This window comes from Streptomyces sp. PKU-EA00015, assembly GCF_013387495.1.
In the GTDB taxonomy this organism is placed as follows: domain Bacteria; phylum Actinomycetota; class Actinomycetes; order Streptomycetales; family Streptomycetaceae; genus Streptomyces.
In genome coordinates this window covers 122,482-142,814 of sequence record NZ_JABZEE010000004.1, presented here as the reverse complement: position 1 = coordinate 142,814, position 20,333 = coordinate 122,482, and the positions used below count along the sequence as shown (strand labels likewise).

Annotated in this window: 15 protein-coding genes; 9 read left to right on the top strand and 6 right to left on the bottom strand. The window is 72.2% G+C overall.

Annotated features, from left to right (window positions below):
• Window positions 1-33 precede the first annotated feature (33 nt).
• Window positions 34-1,938: an AMP-binding protein gene (locus tag HW130_RS36940; RefSeq protein WP_375256507.1), complete on the bottom strand. Its 1,905-nt coding sequence runs from the start codon at window positions 1,936-1,938 to the stop codon at window positions 34-36.
• A gap of 286 nt (window positions 1,939-2,224) precedes the next feature.
• Window positions 2,225-3,445 carry an MFS transporter gene (locus tag HW130_RS04410; protein WP_177148059.1) on the bottom strand — a complete coding sequence of 407 codons (1,221 nt, stop codon included), beginning with the start codon at window positions 3,443-3,445 and terminating at the stop codon, window positions 2,225-2,227.
• A 922-nt stretch (window positions 3,446-4,367) separates the two neighbouring features.
• On the opposite strand from HW130_RS04410, the gene HW130_RS04405 reads away from it, so the two are divergent.
• Entirely contained in the window at window positions 4,368-6,425 is a 2,058-nt protein-coding gene (locus HW130_RS04405) for a phosphocholine-specific phospholipase C (RefSeq protein ID WP_177148058.1), read from the top strand.
• Between the two features lie 19 nt (window positions 6,426-6,444).
• Window positions 6,445-6,903 carry an SRPBCC family protein gene (locus HW130_RS04400; RefSeq protein ID WP_177148057.1) on the top strand — a complete coding sequence of 153 codons (459 nt, stop codon included), beginning with the start codon at window positions 6,445-6,447 and terminating at the stop codon, window positions 6,901-6,903.
• Window positions 6,904-6,917: 14 nt separating this feature from the next.
• Here the strand turns inward: HW130_RS04400 and HW130_RS04395 are convergent, their stop codons facing one another.
• Window positions 6,918-7,373 (bottom strand): Lrp/AsnC family transcriptional regulator, encoded by a 456-nt coding sequence (locus HW130_RS04395; protein ID WP_177148056.1) that lies wholly within the window; start codon window positions 7,371-7,373, stop codon window positions 6,918-6,920.
• A 131-nt stretch (window positions 7,374-7,504) separates the two neighbouring features.
• On the opposite strand from HW130_RS04395, the gene HW130_RS04390 reads away from it, so the two are divergent.
• From HW130_RS04390 to HW130_RS04370, 5 genes are all read left to right on the top strand, one after another.
• Window positions 7,505-8,527, top strand: coding sequence for an asparaginase (locus HW130_RS04390; protein ID WP_177148055.1), 1,023 nt, complete (start codon window positions 7,505-7,507; stop codon window positions 8,525-8,527).
• A 152-nt stretch (window positions 8,528-8,679) separates the two neighbouring features.
• Entirely contained in the window at window positions 8,680-10,131 is a 1,452-nt protein-coding gene (gene aspA / locus HW130_RS04385; protein WP_177148054.1) for an aspartate ammonia-lyase, read from the top strand.
• A 171-nt stretch (window positions 10,132-10,302) separates the two neighbouring features.
• On the top strand, window positions 10,303-11,199 hold the full coding sequence (locus HW130_RS04380) for an arginase family protein (protein ID WP_177148053.1): 897 nt from the start codon (window positions 10,303-10,305) through the stop codon (window positions 11,197-11,199).
• Between the two features lie 301 nt (window positions 11,200-11,500).
• Window positions 11,501-14,215 carry a SpoIIE family protein phosphatase/ATP-binding protein gene (locus HW130_RS04375; protein ID WP_177148052.1) on the top strand — a complete coding sequence of 905 codons (2,715 nt, stop codon included), beginning with the start codon at window positions 11,501-11,503 and terminating at the stop codon, window positions 14,213-14,215.
• Window positions 14,216-14,288: 73 nt separating this feature from the next.
• Entirely contained in the window at window positions 14,289-14,786 is a 498-nt protein-coding gene (locus HW130_RS04370; protein ID WP_177148051.1) for a peptidylprolyl isomerase, read from the top strand.
• Between the two features lie 76 nt (window positions 14,787-14,862).
• Here the strand turns inward: HW130_RS04370 and HW130_RS04365 are convergent, their stop codons facing one another.
• Entirely contained in the window at window positions 14,863-15,237 is a 375-nt protein-coding gene (locus HW130_RS04365) for a transglycosylase family protein (RefSeq protein ID WP_177148050.1), read from the bottom strand.
• A 197-nt stretch (window positions 15,238-15,434) separates the two neighbouring features.
• Here HW130_RS04365 and HW130_RS04360 point away from each other — a divergent pair, with 197 nt between their 5' ends.
• Together HW130_RS04360 and HW130_RS04355 are read left to right on the top strand one after the other, a co-directional pair.
• Window positions 15,435-15,641, top strand: a complete 207-nt coding sequence (locus tag HW130_RS04360; protein WP_256355846.1) for a hypothetical protein — start codon at window positions 15,435-15,437, stop codon at window positions 15,639-15,641.
• A gap of 125 nt (window positions 15,642-15,766) precedes the next feature.
• Window positions 15,767-16,831, top strand: coding sequence for a cation diffusion facilitator family transporter (locus HW130_RS04355; protein ID WP_177148049.1), 1,065 nt, complete (start codon window positions 15,767-15,769; stop codon window positions 16,829-16,831).
• 12 nt (window positions 16,832-16,843) lie between these two features.
• On the opposite strand, the gene HW130_RS04350 is transcribed toward HW130_RS04355, so the two are convergent.
• The gene (locus HW130_RS04350) at window positions 16,844-19,345 is read right to left on the bottom strand and encodes a SpoIIE family protein phosphatase (protein ID WP_256355845.1); all 2,502 of its coding nucleotides are present in this window, start codon (window positions 19,343-19,345) and stop codon (window positions 16,844-16,846) included.
• A gap of 100 nt (window positions 19,346-19,445) precedes the next feature.
• The gene (locus HW130_RS04345) at window positions 19,446-20,258 is read right to left on the bottom strand and encodes a hypothetical protein (protein ID WP_177148047.1); all 813 of its coding nucleotides are present in this window, start codon (window positions 20,256-20,258) and stop codon (window positions 19,446-19,448) included.
• Window positions 20,259-20,333 lie beyond the last annotated feature (75 nt).

Below are 20,333 nucleotides of genomic sequence, written 5' to 3'. Positions count from 1 at the left end.
TCTCGCCCAGTTCGATCCGGAAGTCCCGCACCTTCACCTGGTTGTCCTTGCGGCCGAGGAAGCGCAGTTCGCCGTCCTCGGTCCAGCGGGCCAGGTCGCCCGTGCGGTAGAGCCGGCCCCCGGGCACGGCGAGTTGGGCCGGGGCGGGCACGAACGCGGCGGCTGTGCGCTCGGGGTCGTTGATGTAGCCCTGGGCCAGGCCGTCGCCGCCCAGGTGGAGTTCGCCGGTGGCGCCGTGCGGCACCAGCCGTCCGTGCGCGTCCAGCAGTGGGCGACGGTGTTGTGGATCGGTACGCCGACGGTCGGGGCGGCGGCCGTGGGGCCGGTGAAGCACTTCCAGGTCGAGTACGTGGTGTCCTCGGAGGGGCCGTACAGGTTGTAGAGCCGCTCGATGCCGGTGCCGTCGAAGGCGGCGTTGACGAGCTCCTTGGACAGCGGCTCGCCCGCCACGTTCAGGACACGGGTCGAGGCGGGCACGGCCGCGCGCTGGAGCAGTACGTTCAGCGCACTCGGCACGGTGTTGACCAGGGTCGGCCGCAGCTCCTCGTCCTCGGTGAGCGCGAGGACGTTGTCCACGACGACGACGCAGCCTCCGCGGGTGAGCGGCGCCCACAGCTCGAAGACCGACAGGTCGAAGTTGAGCGAGGTGGAGAACAGGACCCGGGCGAGCTCGTCGGAGCCGTAGGTGTCCTCGGCCCAGGCGAGGAAGGCGACCACGTTGCGGTGGCTGATGACGACGCCCTTGGGCAGGCCGGTCGAGCCGGAGGTGTAGACGAGGTGCGTCGTGGCGCCCGGGTCGACACCGGTGTCCAGGGGGCCGCCGTCCTCGGCGGACGCCTTCTCCCACAGTTCCGCCCACGGCACAGCGGCCGCTCCCACGCCGTCGAGCCGGCCCGGCGCGTCGTCGCCGTCGTGGACGACAGCGGCCATGTCTGCCGTGGCGGCGATGGCGCTCAGCCGGTCCGCGGGATAGGCCGGGTCGAGCGGCACGTACGCGCACCCCGCCTTATGCACGGCGAGGAGCAGGACGACGGTGCGATGGGTGCGCGCCAGGCACAGGCCGACGCGGGACCCCGGCGTGATCCCGCCGGAGGCCAGCGCACGCGCCAAGCGGTTGGCCTGCTCGTCCAGTTGGCGGTAGGTCAGTACGGCGCCCTGCCACTCGACTGCGGGCGCGTCCGGAGTGCGGGCCGCCTGGGCCTCGACGAGGGCGTGCAGCGGGGTGGAGGCGTACGGGCGGGCGGTGTCGTTGAGCCCGGACAGCAGGTGGTGGGTCTCTGCCGCGGACAGCACGGTCAGTTCGCCCACGGGCGCCTCGGGTCGTGCGGCGGCGTCGCGGAGGAGGGTGCCCAGGTTGGCGGCCATCCGGGTGATCAGTTCGCCGGTGAAGAGGCCGCGGTCGTAGTGGAGGGTCAACCGTACGGCTGAGGCGGTGAGTTCGGCCTCCAGGAGCAACGCGAAGCCGTCGGCGGCGGCCGCCTCGGCGCCGTCGTGCTCGACGTAGCCCGCGCGCAGTCCCGTGCCGAGGTCGGCGGGGGCGTCGGGCGCCGCGTTCCGGGCGGCGTCGCGGTAGCGGGCGCCGAGGCCGGCCGCCAGCGCGGAGAGTGTCACGTCCTCGGCGATCCGCGAGCGCACGGCGACGGGCCGGCCGAGGGGCGCACCGCCGGCGCCGCCCGCCCGTGCTCCCACGATGTCGTCCTGGCCGCTGTAGCGGTGCAGGAGCACCGTGAACGCGGCGTGGAGCAGGTCCGAGACCGCGGGCGTGCCGGACTGGGCCTCCGTCACCGGCACGAGGCGGTCGCCGGACCAGGAGTACGTGCCCGTGCCCGCCGCTTCGGCCGCACCGCTGCCCACGTCCCTGACGGGCAGTTGCAGAGCCGGTGCCGCGCCGGACGGTACTGCGGCGGATGAGGCGGCGGAGATGTCGCCCACTGTCATGATCCCCCTCGTCGGATTTCGCTTTTCGCTGTCCTGCCGTGCCGGATGCGCAGCATCCGTCGTGCACGCATGCCGAATACGCATCCGGCGAAATGCCTTCTGCGATTCCCGCCGCAGTTGCGCATCGGGGCAGCGGTTCTTATTCGCCTTGCCCGCATGCGTTTCCACCGGTCGGCAGGTCGGCCTTTCCGAGGAAATGCATCAGGCGAATCGGTGCTGTGGAATTCCGTGTTCCGGGTGCCGCGGCCGAACTATGTCCGTCCTCCGCGGCTTGACGGCCGCCCGCTCACGCCGCGACGGGGTCGGGCGCGGGCTCGGCGCTCCGCCTCGCCCAGTTCACGAGGAACGGCATGGTGCAGCCCACCAGGGCGAAGCCGACGGCCATGGCCATCCAGCCGACGGTGCCGTGCTCGATGGCGAGCCAGGTCAGCAGGGCGGGAGCGATCATCTTGCCCAGGTCGGAACCCATCGCGTACGTGCCCTGGTACTGGCCCTGCGCGTGCTCGGGCGCCAGTCCGAACGACATGCCCCAGCTCCCGGCCGACTGCCGGATCTCGCCGAGGACGTGGGCCAGCGCCCCGCCGAGCAGCAGCACGCAGGCGAGCACCGCGGAGGCGTCGCCGGTGAGGGCGAAGACGACGCAGGCGAGCGCGAGGCACAGCGACCCGGACCGGGACGCCCTCGCCGCCGCAGGTGGTTCGTCGGTGCCGCGGGCCGCCCTGACCTGCAGCAGGACCACGGCGACGGTGTTGGTGAGCAGGATGGCGGCGATCATCCAGCGCGGCGCGTTCGTGTGGTGCAGGATCCACAGCGGCAGGACGACGTCGAGCAGCAGGTTGTGCATGGACAGCAGCCCGTCCAGCACGACGAAGGTCAGGTAGGGCCGGTCCCGCAGCACGATCAGCGCCGGCCCCTGGCGGGCGGGCTGCGGCTCGACGGCCGGGAGGAGCAGCGAGAGCAGGCCGGTGATCAGGTACGTGGAGGCGTTGAAGACCACGGCGGCCTTGTAGGCCCAGGCCGAGTCGAAGGCGAGCAGCATGCCGGCGAGGGCGGCGCCCACGGAGACGCTGATGTTGCTGGTGGCCCGGAGGTGGGCCCGGACAACGACCCGGTCCTCGGGCGGGATCAGGCCGGCGACCATGGCCATCCGCGCACTGCGGCTGGCGCTGTAGGCGACCGCCTGCACGCACACCACGAGGACGTACATGCCGAAACCCTGCACGGCGAGGAGCGCGGCGGTGAGGGGCCCGAGGGCGACGAAGGACCAGACCTGCACGGCCCGCGGGCCGATCCGGTCGGCCAGGTGGCCGGTCGGGGTGCTCACCGCGAGGGCGACTCCGGCAGCGACGCCGAGGCCGACGCCGAACTGGCCGGGCGTCAGGTGGAGGACGGTGGTGGCGTAGATGGCGTTGAGCGCCATCCACAGGCCCTGCCCCATGGTGTGCACCAGCGTGATGCCGGTGAGGGTGCGCGCCGGTCCCCGGGCCGGAAAGAAGCGGCTCAGCATGGTCCTGCCGTACCGCGCCCCCGACGACCGGACGTCCGACCGGGGCCCCGATGGTGACACCGGCCCCCTGATTTTGTGCACGTCAGGATCCCTGACACGCCCCCACTTCTCGTTCAGCACCATTACCAACGACAAGATTCGGGAATTCCCCCGTAATCCGAGGCCAAGATCGTCGGCCCCGCGGGGTCTATCGAAACGGGATGCGCACGGCCGTGTCCAGGAAAGCCCGCTGTGATGCACGTCACAGTGAATAGCCATTCAGTCGGAAGCACATTCTTCAGAAAAACGTTGATGGAGATTGTCGCTGATACCCCATTTACCGGCGAGTACGGTCACTGAAAAACCACGCCGGACGCTGCTCGCCCCTGCCCGTCGGCCGCCGCTGCCCAGGGGCAGGCCGACAAGAGTCCAACCGGCCTCCCCGTAAGTCCATGCCCTCGCCGAGCCGCCGCTCCCATTCTTTGGTGTGTACGTGCCCCACCCTCCCCACTCCCCCACAGCTCCTCTCCCGGAGGCACTCGTGCACCGCATCGGATCCCTGTGCGTCGAGACGTCCGGGCACCGCCGTCACGGCCTCGGTCGGCGGCACCTCGACGAGCAGCACCAGCAGCGCCTACGCGAGGGTCCCCGAGGTGCCGGGCGGCAGCGTGCAGGAGGACGCGATCGGCAACTCCGCGTCCCGTGCGATCACCGGGATCGACGGCCGGAAGCAGCGCGAACGGTACGCGGCTGATCACCTATCCGTGCACCGGCGGCGCCAACCAGAACTGGAACACGCCGGGTTGACCGCCCGGCGTTCCGCGTCAAGACCCCGTACAGCCACAGTTCACCGGAACAGCAGCCCGGGCCCCTTCCCTTCCCCTCGGCCCCCTTGGAGGATTCCGGTCGCTCCTGTTCCCCTACTCCCCAAGAGGCCTCGCCCATGCCTGACATCAACCGGCGCCGCTTTCTGCAGATCGCGGGCGCGACAGCGGGCTTCGCGGCGCTGTCGAGCAGCATCGACCGCGCCGCGGCCATCCCCGCGGCCCGCAGCACCGGCACCATCCAGGACGTCGAGCACATCGTGGTCCTGATGCAGGAGAACCGTTCGTTCGACCACTACTTCGGCGCGCTGAAGGGCGTACGGGGCTTCGGCGACCCGCGCCCCGTGACGCTGCCCAGCGGCCTGCCGGTCTGGCACCAGTCGGACGGCAAGAAGGTGACCCTCCCCTTCCACCCGACGGCCGACGATCTCGGAATGCAGTTCCTCCAGGGCCTCAACCACGACTGGGCGGGCGGCCACAAGGCGTTCAACAACGGCAGGTACGACCAGTGGGTGCCCGCCAAGACGCCGACGACGATGGCGTACCTCGACCGGGACGACATCCCCTTCCACTACGCCCTCGCCGACAGGTTCACCGTCTGCGACGCCTACCACTGCTCGTTCATCGGGGCCACGGACCCCAACCGCTACTACATGTGGACGGGTTACACCGGGAACGACGGCGCGGGCGGCGGGCCCGTGCTCGGCAACGAGGAGGCGGGGTACGGCTGGAGGACGTATCCCGAGCGGCTGGAGCAGGCGGGGATCTCCTGGAAGATCTACCAGGACACGGGCGACGGTCTGGACGCCGCCGGCCACTGGGGCTGGATCAGCGACGCCTACCGCGGCAACTACGGCGACAACTCGCTCCTCTACTTCAACCAGTACCGCAACGCCCAGCCGGGCAACCCGCTGTACGACAAGGCACGCACCGGCACCGACGTCAAGAACGGCGACGGGTACGTCGACGACCTCAAGGCCGACGTACAGGCCGGCAGGCTCCCCCAGATCTCCTGGATCGCCGCCCCCGAGGCGTTCACCGAGCACTCCAACTTCCCCTCGAACTACGGCGCCTGGTACATCGCGCGCGTCCTCGACGCACTGACGGCCGACCCGGCGGTGTGGAGCAGGACGGCCCTGTTCATCACCTACGACGAGAACGACGGCTTCTTCGACCACATCGTGCCCCCGTACCCGCCGGCGTCGTCCGCGCAGGGCAGGTCCACCGCGGACACCTCCACCGAGTTCTACGCGGGCGGCACGTCGTACGCCGCGGGCAACTACGGCCTGGGCCCGCGTGTGCCGATGCTCGTCGTCTCCCCGTGGAGCACCGGCGGCTACGTGTGCTCCGAGGTCTTCGACCACACCTCGATCATCCGCTTCATGGAACGCCGCTTCGGTGTGACCGAACCCAACATCTCCCCCTGGCGCCGCGCGATCTGCGGCGACCTCACCTCGGCCTTCGACTTCGGCGCCACCGACACCACTCCGGTCACGCTGCCCGACACCTCGGCCTACGAGCCGCCGGACCGCGAGCGCCACCCCGACTACCGGCCCACCCCGCCCGCCGTCGGCAGCATGCCGGCGCAGGAGCCCGGCGCACGCCCCACCCGGCCGCTGCCCTACGCGCCCTACGTCGACAGCGCCGTCAACACGGCGGACGGCCGCATCGCCCTCACCTTCGGTCCGGGATCGGCGGCCGGAGCGCAGTTCTACGTGACGTCTCCGAACCGCACCGACGCTCCGTGGACGTACACGGCGGAGGCGGGCAAGACCGTCACCGACACCTGGAACTCCGCCTACTCCAAGGGCACGCACCACCTCACCGTGCACGGACCGAACGGCTTCCTGCGCACCTTCAGGAGCCCGGGGAAGACCGTGACCGTCGAAGCGAGGGCCCGTCACAACGCCGCCACGGGAAACCTCGACCTGACCCTGACCAACCCCGGCGCCACGGCCGCGAATCTCACCGTCACCAACGCCTACGGCGGCGCCCCCCGGACCCTCTCCCTGCGCTCCGGAGCCACGGTGACGCACACGGTGGACCTGAGCGGCACCGGGCGCTGGTACGACGTGTCGGTGGTCTGCGACACGAACAGCGTGTTCCTGCGCCGCTTCGCCGGTCACGTGGAGACCGGCGCGCCGGGGGTGAGCGACCCGGCGATCCGGACCACCTGAGAGCCGTATGCTGCCGGGCGTGTATGCGACGCAGGTCTCCCGGCACATCAGGGCGCCGCGTTCCGTCGTCTACCGGGCGCTCCTCGATGCGGAGGCACTCGCCACATGGCGGGTGCCTGCCGGCATGAGCAGCCAGGTGCACGAGTTCGACGCCCGCGAGGGCGGCGCGTTCCGCATCTCTCTGACCTACGAGGGACCGGGCGGCGTCGGGAAGTCGGGCGCCCGTACGGACACGTACCACGGACGCTTCGTGCGGCTGGTGCCCGACGAGCGGGTCGTCGAGGTGTTCGAGTTCGAGACGGCCGATCCCGCGCTGCGCGGCGAGATGACGATGACGACGACGCTCACCGACGCGGACGGCGGCACCGATGTCCTCGTCGTGCACGAGGGGATCCCCGACAGCGTGCCGGCCGCCGACAACGAGACCGGCACGCGCATGGCCCTGGACAACCTCGCGAGGCTCGTCGAGACGAACTAAGACGACGGGGCCCGTCAGCCGTCCACCGGCAGGCCGGCGGGGTCCTTGATCCGCTTCATGATGATCTGCGAGTTGACCTCGGTGACACCGGACAGGGCCGTCAGCTTCTCGATCCACAGTTGCTCGTACGCCCGCAGGTCTGCCACCGCGATGCGCAGCAGACACCCCGGGCTGCCGAACAACCGGTACGCCTCGATGACGTCCGGGATGTCCTGGAGCGCCGCCTCGAACGCCTCGACCGCCTCGCGGTCACGCCGCACCTCGATGGAGACGAGCACCTCGAAGCTGCGCCCGACTGCCTCGGGGTCGATCACCGCGCGGTACCCCTGGATCACGCCGTCCTGTTCCAGTTGCCGGACCCGGCGCATGCAGGGCGAGGGCGTCAGGCCCACGCGCTGCGCCAGGTCCTGGTTGCTGAGCCGTCCGTCCTTCTGAAGCTCACGCAAGATTGCACGATCGATGGCGTCCATTGCGCAATTATCCACCACGTCCTCCTGGGACGGGCGGGTCGAAGAGACAATCATATTGCGGGACAATCCGCCTATCATTGCGTCGCACTCGAGCCACCGCCCCCACCGGGGCACCGACGAGGAGAACGCAGATGGGACGGATCGTCGTCATCAGCACCGGCGGAACCATAGCCAGCCGCTGGCAGGGATCCGGATTCGCCGCCGAGGCCCACGGCCGGGAGGTCATGGCGACCGCGGCGGTCCCCGCGGACGTCACCATCGAGATCGTCGACCTGTTCAGCGTGAACAGCCCCCGTCTCACCACGGCCCACCAGCTGACCCTGCTGCGCACCGTCCACGAGGTCCTCGCCGACCCGGACGTGGACGGCATCGTCGTCACGCACGGCACCGACACCCTGGAGGAGTCGGCGTTCCTCGTCGACCTCCACCACGACGACCCGCGTCCGGTCGTCTTCACCGGCGCCCAGCTGCCGCTCGACGCCGCCGACGGCGACGGCCCCGGCAACCTCCACGACGCGCTGCTGACCGCCTCGACGACCCGCGGCCTCGGCGTGCTGGTCGCCTTCGACGGCAAGGTGCACGCCGCACGCGGCACCGTCAAGACCCAGACACTCGCGGCGGACGCCTTCGCCGACCCCTCCGGCGCCCGCATCGGCAACGTGGGCTTCGGTCGCGTCTCGGTCCTGCGCCACCCCCGGCGTCCTGCGGGCCTGCCGCTCCCGGCCCTGCCCGACAGCCCGCCGCGCGTCGACATGGTGATGCACCACTGCGACGCCGACCCGTATCTGCTGAACGCGGCCGTCGGCGCCGGCGCGCAGGGCATCGTCCTGGTGGCCACCGGCGCCGGCAACGCCACTCCCGAGACCGTCGAGGCCGTCGCCACCGCGGTGTCCCGCGGCGTGCTCGTCGCCCTGACCACCCGTGTCCAGGCCGGACCCGTCACCGAGATCTACACCCACGGCGGTGCGGTCGACCTCGTCGCCGCCGGAGCCGTGCCGGCGGGCACGCTGCGCGCCGGCCAGACCCGCATCGCCGTGCTCAGCGCGCTGCTCGCCACCACCGACCCGCGCGAGCGCGACGAGGTACTGCGCCACACCCTCGCCGTCCCCGTGCCGGCCGACGCCGCGTCGCCGGCCGAACTCGCCCGGGCCTAGGGCCTCTCGTTTGGATCATGCCGCGCACCGCGCGGACCTGCGGCCGTCACCGCGAAAGCCGCGCGCCCGGCGCCACCCGTGCCCCGAGCCCCCTTCACCCCTCACCACGCCCCGACCCCGCGTACCCACGCGACAGGAGATTCCGAACCTCCATGGCCACGCACCAGGACCACGTCCACCCAGGGACGCGTACCGAGCACGACCTGCTCGGTGACCGCGACGTCCCCGCCGACGCGTACTACGGCATCCACACCCTGCGGGCGGTGGAGAACTTCCCCATCACCGGCACCCCCGTCTCGGCCTATCCGGACCTCGTCACCGCCCTCGCCTGCGTCAAGCAGGCCGCGGCCCTCGCCAACCGCGACCTCGGCCTGCTGGAGGGACCCAAGGCGGACGCGGTCGTGGCGGCGTGCGAGGAAATCCGGGCCGGGCGGCTCCACGACGCGTTCGTCGTCGACGTGATCCAGGGCGGCGCCGGCACCTCGACCAACATGAACGCCAACGAGGTCGTGGCCAACCGCGCCCTGGAACTCCTCGGTCACCGCAAGGGCGAGTACGCGCACCTGCACCCGCTGGAGGACGTCAACGCGGGCCAGAGCACCAACGACGTCTACCCGACCGCCGTCAAGATCGCGCTCGACTTCACGGCCCAGCGGCTGCTGGACGCCATGGAGGTGCTGCGCTCGGCGTTCGCGTCGAAGGCCGAGGAGTTCGCGGACGTCCTGAAGATGGGCCGCACCCAGCTCCAGGACGCGGTACCCATGACGCTGGGTCAGGAGTTCGCCACCTACGCCGTCATGCTGGCCGAGGACCACAAGCGGCTCACCGAGGCACGGGAGCTGATCCGCGAGATCAATCTCGGCGGCACCGCCATCGGCACCGGGCTCAACGCCCACCCCGAGTACGCGGCGCTGGCCTGCCGTCACCTGCGCACCGTCACCGGACTGCCGCTGACGGTCGCCGACGACCTCGTCGAGGCCACCCAGGACGCGGGCGCGTTCGTGCAGCTGTCGGGTGTGCTGAAGCGGATCGCCGTCAAGCTCTCCAAGGTCTGCAACGACCTGCGGCTGCTGTCCTGCGGACCCCGCGCGGGCTTCGCCGAGATCAACCTGCCCGCGGTGCAGGCGGGATCCAGCATCATGCCCGGCAAGGTGAACCCCGTCGTCCCCGAGGTCGTCAACCAGATCGCCTTCGAGGTCATCGGCAACGACATGGCCGTGACCATGGCCGCCGAAGCGGGTCAGCTCCAGCTGAACGCCTTCGAACCGGTCATCGCCCACAGCCTCCTCAAGAGCCTGTCGCACCTGCGCGCCGGCTGCCTGACCCTCGCCGAGCGCTGCGTCGCCGGCATCACCGCGAACCGCGAGCACCTCGCCCACCTCGTCACCCACTCCATCGGCCTGGCGACCGCGCTCAACCCGCACATCGGGTACGAGCAGGCCACCGCCGTCGCCCAGGAGGCTCTGGCGACCGGCCGGAGTGTGCGCGAACTCGTCCTGGCCAAGGGGCTGCTGACCGAGAGCGAGCTCCAGCTCGTCCTGCATCCCGACAATCTCGCCCACCCGCACGTCCTGACCGAGGCCGTGAGCCCGGCCCTCGGCTGAGCCGCCCGACGGCGCGCCCGGCTGGGTGGCCCCGTTCACGAGAACGGACCCTGCGGCGATGTCCCCGCGCCGCCCCCGGGCGGCCCGGCGTAGGGTCCGGTCCGCGGCCCCGCGCTGTCGGCCCCCGTCGCGCGGTTCCCGCGGCCGCCTCGCCGGCGAAGGGGTGGGCACGTGCAGGTACTGGAGTTCATCGAGGCGCCGTCCGTGCTCGGTCTGCGGCCGTCCGGTGTCCAGGACCTCCCGCGGGCGCTGCTGGACGCCGGGCTGACGGGTCTTCCCGGGGCCGTGCGGGCGGGCCGGGTCGAAGCGCCGGCGTACGACCCGAGGCGTGACGATGAGACGGGGGTTCTCAACCCGGCGGGTATCGCGCGGTACTCGGTCGACCTGGCCGACGCCGTCGGCGGCGTGCTCCGCCGCGGCCACTTTCCCGTCGTGCTCGGCGGCGACTGCAGCATCCTGCTGGGCAACCTGCTCGCCCTGCACCGCCGCGGACGCCACGGACTGCTGTTCCTCGACGGCCACACGGACTTCTACCAGCCGTCCGCGGAGCCGGCCGGCGAGGCGGCGTCGATGGAACTGGCCCTGGCGACGGGCCGTGGCCCCCGGCTCCTCACCGACCTGGAGGGGCGCGGGCCGCTGCTGCGGGACGAGGACGTCGTCGCCTTCGGTTTCCGTGACGCGGCCGAGTCGGCGCTGGCGGGGATGCAGCCGCTCCCGCCGCGCCTGCACGCGATGGGGCTCGAGCGTGTCCGGGCGGCGGGGGCCGCCGCGGCCGCGCGCCAGGCGGTCGACCACCTCACGCGGGGGGAGACGGCCGGCTTCTGGGTGCACCTCGACGTCGACGTCCTCGACGACGCGATCATGCCTGCCGTCGACTACCGGATCCCGGGCGGCCTGTCGTGGACGGAACTGGAGACGGTGCTGGCGACGGCACTGGCCGACGAGCGGGCCCGGGGGCTGGACGTCACCATTTTCAATCCCCGGCTCGATCCCGGGGGAACGATGGCGAGCCGTCTCGTGGAATGCCTGCGGCAAGGGTTGGCGGCCCGGACGGACCGGCGTGCCTGACACCTGAGGGGGCGACCGGGCCACCGTGCGCCAGGGGCCGTCCTGGCCACCGGCGACCCTCCCCGCCGGCGGATCGCCGCCTCGCCGCCACCGGCGATTCGTCCACGCCGGCGGATCGCCGCCGTGTCCGGGGCGGCGCGGATCGCTGCGCCCCGGGGCGCAGCCCGGAGGGGCGAAAAGTACATTGATGCTAGAAGGGTCATGATCGGGCCGTCGTCACGGCCCCCCGGCCTTCGGCCGCCCGCCGCCTCACCGGAGGTCCGCCCGCAACGGACGCCCAGGTCCCCGGGAGTGGAACGCTATGAACCGGCACAGGCTCGACAGGTTCGACGCCTTGCGGCGCGTCCTGCGCGGCCCGATGTCCCTGCTGAGTTCACGCAGCGTCGCCGGACAGGTCCTCTTCCTCCAGACCGTGGTCGCGGTGCTGCTCATCGTGGCCGCCGTGATCGCCCTCGTACTGCAGGCGCAGCACAACAGCGAGCAGGACGCGCAGAACCGGTCGATGGCCAGCGCCGCCGCCTTCGCCCACGCCCCGGGGACCGCGGCCGCCCTGCGCTCGTCCGATCCCAGCGCCGTGCTCCAGCCGCTCGTGACGGACGCCGCGCGCGCGTCGGGGGTCGACTTCATCACCGTGATGGCCCCCGACGGCATGCGCTACGCCGACACCTACCCCGACCTCGTCGGCCGGGTCGCCGTGGGGGTGGAGCGGGCCGAGGCCGGGGAGGCGTTCGCGGAGATCTTCGAAGGAGCTCCGAGCGACGCGGCCCGCGCGATCGTTCCGGTCATGGCGCCCGACGGAACCGTCATCGGTCTGGTCGGCGCCGGCGTCCAGATCGAGAACGTCGGCAACGCCGTGGACCGGCAGCTGCCGGTGCTCCTGGCCTCCGCTGCCGCAGCCCTCGCCCTGGCCACGGCCAGCGCCGCCCTGGTGAGCCGGCGCCTGCGACGCCAGACCCACGGCATCGGCCCCGAAGAGATGACCCGGATGTACGAGCACCACGACGCGGTCCTGCACGCTGTGCGCGAAGGGGTCCTGATCGTCGGCGGCGACGACCGCCTGATGCTGGCCAACGACGAGGCCCGCCGCCTCCTGGAGCTGCCGCCGGACGCCGACGGGCAGCCGGTCGCCGATCTGGGCCTGGACCTCGACATCGCCGGGCTGCTGGTCTCCGACCGTGCCGTCACCGACGAGGTGCACCTGGCGGGGGACCGGCTGCTGGCCGTCAGCACCCGGCCGACCGCGCCCTACGGCGGGAACTCGGGCAACGTGGCGACGCTCCGCGACACCACGGAGCTGCGGGCCCTGGCCGGCACGGCGGAGGTGGCCCGGGAGCGCCTGAAGATCCTCTACGAGGCGGGGGTGCGAATCGGGACCACGCTGGACGTGGTGCGGACCGCGGAGGAGCTGTCGCGCGTGGCGGTCCCCCGCTTCGCGGACTTCGTCACGGTCGAACTGCCCGACGCGGTGCTGCACGGCGACGAGCCCTCGGGCGCGCCGTCGGCGATGCGCCGGGCGGCGCTGTGCGGTATCCGGCCCGACCACCCCTTCCAGCCGGTGGGCGATGTGATCCACTTCGTTGCGCACGCCACGCCCATGGCGGCGGCCATGGCCAGCGGTCACGCCGCCCTGGAGGCCGATCTGACGGTCGCGGACGCCTGGCGGGCACAGGACCGCCACGGCGCGGACGTCGCCCTGGCCTACGGGGTCCACTCGCTCATCACGGCGCCGCTGCAGGGCAGCGGCGTGCTGCTGGGCATGGTGAACTTCTGGCGGTCGGAGCAGCCCGACCCGTTCGAGGAGGAGGACCTGTCCTTCGCCGAGGAGCTGGCCGCCCGTGCCGCCGTCGCCGTGGACAACGCCCGGCGCTTCACGCGCGAGCACCGGATGGCCGAAACGCTCCAGCGCAGCCTGCTGCCCCACGGGCTGCCCAGCCAGAACGCCCTCGACATCGCGTACCGCTACCTGCCCGCGCAGGCGCGGGTGGGCGGCGACTGGTTCGACGTGATCCCGCTGCCCGGGGCGCGGGTCGCGCTCGTCGTCGGCGACGTGGTCGGCCACGGACTGCACGCCGCGGCGACCATGGGCCGCCTGCGGACCGCGGTGCACAACTTCTCCACGCTGGACCTGCCTCCGGACGACCTGATGACCCGCCTCGACGACCTGGTCAGCCGTCTCGACCAGGACGAGCCGGACGATGACGGCGAGGGCACGACCGGAGCGACGTGCCTGTACGCGATCTACGATCCCGTCTCCGGCCTGTGCTGCATGTCGACGGCCGGACACCTGGCGCCCGCCCTGGTGCACCCGGACGGGACGGTGCGGTTCGTGGACGTACCCGTCTCACCCCCGCTGGGCCTGGGCGGCCTGCCGATGGAGGCCACGGAGGTGCGCCTGCCCGAGGACAGCAGGCTCGTCCTGTACACCGACGGGCTCGTCGAACACCGCGGCCGCGACATCGACGCCGGGCTGGAGGCGCTGCGCGGGGTGCTGTCCGAGCATGCCGACGGCGCCCCCGAGGAGATCTGCGAGGCGGTGATGGACACCATGCTGCCCACGCCGCGCCGCGACGACATCGCCCTGCTGGTGGCGCGTACCCGGCTGCTGGATCCGGGGCGGGTCGCCACGTGGGACGTGCCCCGCGACCCCGCCGCCGTCGCCCCGGTCCGCAACGCCTGCAGCCGCAAGCTGGAGGAGTGGGGGCTGGACGAGGTGGGATTCACCACGGAACTCGTGCTGAGCGAGCTGATCACCAACGCGATCCGCTACGGCTCCGAGCCGATCCACGTACGGCTCCTGTACGAGCGTGCTCTCGTGTGCGAGGTCTCCGACGGCAGCAGTACCTCGCCCCATCTGCGCCGCGCGGCCCTCACCGACGAGGGAGGCCGCGGCCTGTTCCTCGTGGCCCAGCTCGCCACGCGGTGGGGAACGAGGTACACACCGACGGGCAAGGTGATCTGGACGGAGCAGTCCCTGACGGACAGTCACATCCCGCTGGAGGCCCTGCTCGGTACGTGACGCTCCCGCCCGAAGCGGGGCGAAGGGTGTGCCTGGTGTGCGCGGTGGTGACGACAGATGTCAGGATGCAGTCATGAGCAACAACGTGTACTTCGACATCACCATCGACGACCGGCCCGCCGGCCGGATCGTCTTCACCCTGTTCGACGACGTGGTCCCCAAGACCGCCAAGAACTTCCGCGAGCTGGCCACGGGCGAGCACGGCTACGGTTACGAGGGCTCGTCCTTCCACCGCGTCATCCCGGACTTCATGCTCCAGGGCGGAGACTTCACCCGCGGCGACGGCACGGGCGGCCGGAGCATCTACGGCGAGAAGTTCGCCGACGAGAACTTCCAGATCAAGCACACCAAGCCGGGCCAGCTCTCCATGGCCAACGCGGGCCCCAACACCAACGGCTCGCAGTTCTTCATCACCACGATCGTCACCGACTGGCTGGACAACAAGCACGTCGTCTTCGGCGAGGTCGTCGAGGGCATGGACGTCGTGAAGCAGATCGAGTCGCTGGGCTCGCGCAGCGGTGCGGTCAAGTCCAAGGTCACGATCGCCAAGTCGGGCGTTCTCCAGGGCTGATCACGGTCGAGGGGTGGAGTGCCGGCGGTCCGGGCAGGACCACCGGCACTCCCCCGGCCTCGGCCGGCCTCGCGCCTCAGCGGCCGGCGCAGGTCCAGGCGCCCATGCCCTGGATCCGGGCGAGTCTCTTCGCCGTCGCGATCTGTTCCGACCTCGTCGCCAGATCCGCCCGCGGCGCGTACCTCAGGCCGCCCGCCGCCCGCCAGCTCGACTGGGTGAACTGCAGGCCGCCGTAGTGCCCGTTGCCCGTGTTGGCCTGCCAGTTGCCGCTGGACTCGCATTGGGCGATGGCGTTCCAGTCGACCCGTGGGGCCGTCGGAGCCGTGCCGCGCGCGGGGTCCGCCTGGGCGCCCGGAGCGGCGCACAGCAGGACAAGTGAGGCGGAGACAGCCGCGCACAGACCCGCTCCGATGCGGATTCCCGCGGCGCGGCCGTTGTGGTGACGATGCATCAGACGCCCTTCTCTCGGCGGACCTGCCACGACAGTGGGGCAGGCTGTCCATGACCATAGGCTCATGTGAGAAAGGCAGCATCCGCTGTTGCGCCCATCGGGTGCGGCCCGGACGGGCGGCGTTGGTGACGCCGTGCCCGAAGAGCGTGAGGGCATACCCCAATCCGCATCCCTGCAAGGCCTGGTGCCGGCGGGCCGTGGGATCCACCTCAACGAGGCCCCGGCGCCCCCTGCCCGACGGTCTCGTCCGGCGGCCCGTCGACGGTGCGGCGCTCGCCTGGCTCACGCCGGTCGTCCGGGTGCCGAGCCGTCACAACGAGGCGATCTCCGCCTTCACCGAGGCCGTGTCAAAGGGCCTCGCGGTGGCGGGCCATCACATCGGCGAGGCCCCGCACCCCGGCTGAACAGGCCTGCGTCCCCCGCCTGTCGCCCAGGACCGAACCGGACGCACCTGCGAGCGTGTCGCACCTGGTCAGAGGGTGTACGACGGCTGTAGCCGCAATGGATTGTGCGTGCGACGGTAGGCCGCATGACGGGGACAGAGCACACACACGACGACCACGCGCACCGGCACGACCACCCTCGCGGGCACGGGCCGGACGCCCGGTGGGCCCGTATGCGTCACCGGGCGGCGCACCTGCTCCGCCCGCACTCCCACGAGTCGGCCGCCAAGGTCGACCGGGCACTGGAGACGTCCGCCCAGGGCATGCGGGCGCTGTGGATCTCCCTGGCCGTCCTCGGCGCCACGGCGGCGGCGCAGACCGTCGTGGTGGTGCTGTCGGACTCGGTGGCGCTGCTGGGCGACACCGTGCACAACGCGGCCGACGCGCTGACCGCGGTGCCGCTGGCCGTCGCGTTCGTCCTCGGCCGGCGGGCGGCCACCCGGCGGTTCACCTACGGCTACGGGCGGGCCGAGGACCTGGCCGGCATGGTGATCGTGCTGACCATCGCCGCATCGGCCGCCTTCGCCGCGTGGTCGGCGGTGGACCGGCTGCTGAACCCGCGGGAGGTGAGCCACCTCCCGGCCGTCGCCGCCGCGGCCGTGATCGGCTTCGCGGGCAACGAGTGGGTCGCGCGCTACCGCATCCGCACCGGCCGCAGGATCGGCTCGGCGGCGTTGGTCGCCGACGGGCTGCACGCCCGCACCGACGGCTTCACCTCGCTGGCGGTTCTGCTCGGCGCGGGCGGCGCGGCCGTGGGCTGGCGCCTGGCCGACCCGATCGTCGGTCTCGCCATCACGGCCGCGATCCTGCTGGTGCTGCGCGACGCCGCCCGGGAGGTCTTCCACCGGGTGATGGACGCCGTCGACCCCGCCCTGGTGGACGCGGCGGAGCAGTCGCTGCGTGGAGTGAGGGGCGTGCGCGCGGTGGGCGAGCTGCGGCTGCGCTGGATCGGGCACCGTCTGCGGGCGGAGGTCGCCGTGGTCGTCGACGGCAGGCTGACCGTGTTCGAGGCACACCGGGTGGCCGTGGACGCCGAGCACGCGCTGCTCCACGCGCTGCCCCGGCTGACGGCCGCCCTGGTCCATGCCGACCCGGCGCCCCTTCCCGGGAGGGCCGATCCGCACGCCGCGCTCGCGCACCACACGGCGTGACCCGCGGACGCCTCAGACGCCGTCGGTGCCTTCGGCGCCGTCGGGGAACTCCTGTTCCGTCCAGATGATCTTGCCGGAGCTCGTGTACCGCGTGCCCCACCGCTGCACGAGCTGGGCGACGATGAACAGGCCGCGGCCGCCTTCGTCCTCGACCGTGCTGTTGCGCAGGTGCGGTGACGTGTGCCCGGCGTCGGCGACCTCGCACAGCAGGGCCCGGTCCCGGATGAGGCGCAGGTGCAGTGGTCCCCCGGCGTAGCGGACGGCGTTCGTGACCAGTTCGCTGACGACGAGCTCGGTCGAGAACGCCAGCTCGTCCAGGCCCCATTCGCCCAGCTGTCCGGTGACGAGTTCGCGGGCGCGGCCGACCACGACGGGTTCCGCCGGGAGCTCCCAGACACAGACCTGGGCCGCGCCCAGTTGACGCGTACGGACGAGGAGCAGCGCGGTGTCGTCCGTCGCGGCCCCGTCGGGGCGCAGTTCGGCCACCGCCCGGTCGCACAGTTCCTCCAGCGGCCTGCCGTGGCCGTCGGAGAGCAGACGGCTCAGTGAGCCGAGTCCGTCGTCGATGTCGCGGTCGCGCGCCTCGACGAGGCCGTTGGTGAACAGGGCGATCAGGCTGCCCTCGGGCAGCTCCGTCTCCACCGCCTCGAACGGCATGCCGCCCAGTCCCAGCGGCGGCCCGGCCGGCAGCTCGAGGAAGGCGCACGAGCCGTCGGGCTTCACGATCGCGGGCGGCAGGTGGCCGGCTCTGGCCATCGCGCAGCGGCGGGAGACCGGGTCGTAGACGGCGTAGAGGCAGGTCGCGCCCATGGCCACGTCGGGGTGCAGGCCGCCGGCTCCGGACGGCCCGCCGTCCGCGGTGTCCTCCAGGAGACCGGGATGTCGTTCCGGCGACCGGCCGACCAAGTCGTCCAGGCGGGTCAGCAGTTCGTCGGGGGCCATGTCCAGCCTGGCGAGCGCCTCCACGGTCGTGCGCAGCCGTCCCATGGTGGCCGCCGCCTGCAGCCCGTGCCCGACGACGTCCCCGACGACGAGGCCGACCCGTGCACCGGAGAGCGGGATGACGTCCGCCCAGTCGCCGCCGACCCCGGTCACGTCGTCCGTGGGGAGGTAGCGGTGGGCTACGTCCACGGCGGGCTGCTGCAGCAGGTGCTGGGGCAGCAACTGGCGCTGAAGGGTGCGGGAGGCGACGCGTTCGCGGGTGAAGCGGCGGGCGTTGTCGATGGACACGGCGGCGCGGGCGGTCAACTCGTCCGCGAGCGCGACCTCGCCGTTGTCGAAGACGGTGGGACGGCCGGTGCGCACGAAGGTCACGAGGCCCATCGTGCCGGCCCGGGTCCGCAACGGCACGACCAGAGTGTTCTCGTCGACCACCCGGCCGCCCGACGCCAGGCTCCGCAGCTGAAGCGAACCCCGCGGGTACCGCACACGGCGGACCGGCTCGCCCTCGTGCCCGGGCAGCGGTTCGCCCTCGTCCGGGCACGGCACCGGCAGCGCGGTCTCCGCGGCGGTCCGCGGGTCGCACCGGGCCGCGACACGGACGTACACCGAGTCCGCCGCCCCCTCGGTGCCGGGCTCGCCGCCCTCCAGCACGGCACGCTCCAGGTCGACCGTGACCGCGCTCGCGAAGTCCGGGACGGCGACGTCCGCGATCTCCTGCGCCGTGACGGACATGTCCAGCGTGGTGCCGATACGGCGGCCCGCCTCGACGAGCAGGGCCAGGCGGTTCTGGGCCTCGTAACGGTCCGTGATGTCGAACGCGTCCTCGCAGACGCCCAGCACGCGCCCGTCGGCGTCCAGCAGCCGGTAGTACGAACAGGACCAGACGTGGTCCTTCTCCGGATCGCTGGGGAGTTTTCCGCGGAAGTGCAGGTCGATCACGGGCTCGCCGGTGTCGATCACCTGGTGCATGACCTCGTTGAGCGTCCGGCAGTCGACGGTCAGCAGGGCGCCGTCGGGGTACAGCTCGTCGGCCGTCCGGCCGCGGTACTCGGCCAGCGGGCGGCCCACCTCGCGGTCGTGCGCGGTGTTGGCCCACGTCAGTCTCAGATCGGTGTCGTAGACGGCCAGTCCGATCGCCGACTGGGTGGTCAGCCCGTGCAGCATGGCCCGCCGGGTCTCGGACAGACGCAGGCTCTCCAACTCGGCGATCAGCAGGATGCGTGCCGCCGGGCCGCCGCCTGTGAGCGGGCACACGACGACGACCACCTGCACGGCGTGGCCGTCACGGTGCCGTGCCATGCGGGTGTCTGTGCCGCTGGGCGGGAGGTCGTGCGCCGTGCGGCGCCCGGAGTCGGCCGGATGGGAGCCGAGGAGCACGTCGACGGGCCGGCCGATGACCGCTTCGCCCGGGTGGCCGAGCAGTGACTCGGCCGCGGGGCTCCACCCGATGACCGTGTTCCGGGCATCGAGGACCACCGTGGCCGCCTTGGCGAGGTCGAGAGGGCCACGCGGATCAGCGCTCTCCGGCACGCTCCATGCGGTCCATGTGTTCGCCGCGTTCCACGGACTCATGGCGGCTGAACCGGCACCGTTCATCTCCTCCAGAATCCACCCCGGCACATACGCGCACAAGCCGCGCCGGCACGCCGCCGCCTCCCCGTCCGCCGGGCGGTCACCGGGCGAGTTCGGCGGCGGGGCCCATGACGATCACGGGCTGCTTTGCCGGGTCCAGGGCGCGCAGCAGCTCCCGCATGGCGTTCCGGGGAAGCGAGATGCACGCCTGGGTGGGGCCGTCGTGGTCGACGTGGATCCACACGCCGCCGCCCCTGTCGGAGCCGAGCGGCCGTTCCTTGTCCAGCGGAGTCGTTCCCCGGACGCGGTTGTAGTCGATGGCGACCACGTAGTCGAAGGAGCCGTCGAGGGATTCGCCGAGGAAGCCGGTGCCCGTGGCGACGAACTCGTCGTCCTGGTCGTACGGAAGCCGGGCCCCGGGATCCGGCAGCAGCCCGCCGGCGTCGCCGAGCCCGAAGACTCCGATCGGTGTGCGCAGATCGCCCTCGCGGTGGTCGAGCGTCCAGCCGCGCAGGGCGTTGTGCGCGGGCCACGGCCCGGCGGCGCGCCTCCACTGCTGTGTCACGTCCTGTTCGTAGAGCACCGCGGTGGCGTCGCTGGTGTCCCGCGTCTCGCCGACGACCACCAGGGCCTGGCGCGTACCGGCCGGGACATCGGCGCGGGTGGCCGGTCCGACCCCGGGAAGGTGAGCAGGGGGTGGCAGCCGGAACCGGGCGCCCGGGCGGGCGTCCTGCCCCGCGGCGTCGTGCCGGCCGAACGGCCCGTCGACGGTCGCGGACGCCGCGTGGGATCCCGCAGAGGAGGGCGGCGAGGGGGGTGCGGACGGTGTCTGCGTGCACGCGGCGAGCAGCGGGGCAGCACACAGGGCTCCGACCAGCCACCTTGCGGCGCCGTTGCTGAGACTGAGGGGCATGGGGACAGCATCCTCCGGCGCTCGGGAAAACAACGCCGCATGGGTACCCCGTCCGCTGCCGCCTCTGTCACCCGG